1 protein-coding gene is annotated in these 991 nt (G+C 54.7%); it reads right to left on the bottom strand.

Going from position 1 to position 991, the window contains the following annotated elements:
- A partial coding sequence (locus AC1DWI_RS24430; RefSeq protein ID WP_477726080.1) for a serine hydrolase occupies positions 1-863 on the bottom strand: 863 nt, incomplete at its 3' end.
- Positions 864-991: the final 128 nt, after the last annotated feature.

The following is a 991-nucleotide window of genomic DNA, read 5'->3' as shown; positions in this document are numbered from 1 at the left end:
GTTTTTTGCAGGCCGATATCCCAGTCGGGGTTTTTCACCAGGCGATTTGTATTGTTGTACTGCAGCGTGCGGGTGCCGACTGCAACTTGATAACCCGTCGATGTGGAGAGCTCACGCAACATGGGGTCGCCATGTGCTGCGTTGACCAGCGTCGCCAGATCCTGCGCACTGGACTGGTTGCGGCTTGAAAGGCCGGTGGGCTCCACATAGCTGGTGTCCGTCATGCCCAGCATTTTTGCCTTGGCGTTCATCAGGTTGACAAACGTGCCCATGCCACCGGGATAGGTACGGCCCAGGGCGTGCGCTGCGCGGTTCTCGCTGGACATCAGGGCCAGGTGGAGCAGCTCACCACGCGTGAGCGTGGTGCCGACCTTCAGGCGTGAACTGCTGCCCTTTTCGGTGTCCACGTCGTCTTGCGTGATGGTGATGAGCTCATCCATGGGCAGCTTGGCGCCGCTGACGATGACGCCGGTCATCAATTTGGTKAGGGATGCGATCGGCAACACAGCGTGATCGTTTTTGCTGAACAGCACTTCACGTGTGTCCTGGTCGATCACCAGCGCGACGCTGGACTTCAGTTCAAGGGGATCTTGCGAACCGTGCAAACCGGCAATCTGACCGAAGGATGGTTTGGCCGGAATGGACACGCGGATGATGCTTCTGCGTTTTGTACCTGCAACAAAACGTACGCTCTTGCGTGTGGAAATAACTTTTTGGGAAACCGACGCCTTGGACGAGGCGTGCTGCTTTTTGACAATGGTTTTTTTGGCGGTTGCCGCATTCGCGGCTGGCACTGCAAAGGCGGCGATCAGGGCCATGAATCCAACGATTTTTAATGCGCGATTGAAAATCTGATGAGACATGGTGGTCTTGCCTGCGTGGGATTGCAATGAATGGGATGGCTGGAGTGTATACWAATAGAAAAAGTCACGCAATATCAAAAACTTGCGCGACTTTCCTAAAAACACACTCACTTTGTGACGTTTTTAAC

The organism is Polaromonas sp. P3_C2 (assembly GCF_056402675.1).
The sequence above is the reverse complement of the archived record's forward strand: the minus strand, read 5'-3'. Positions and strand labels throughout refer to the sequence as shown.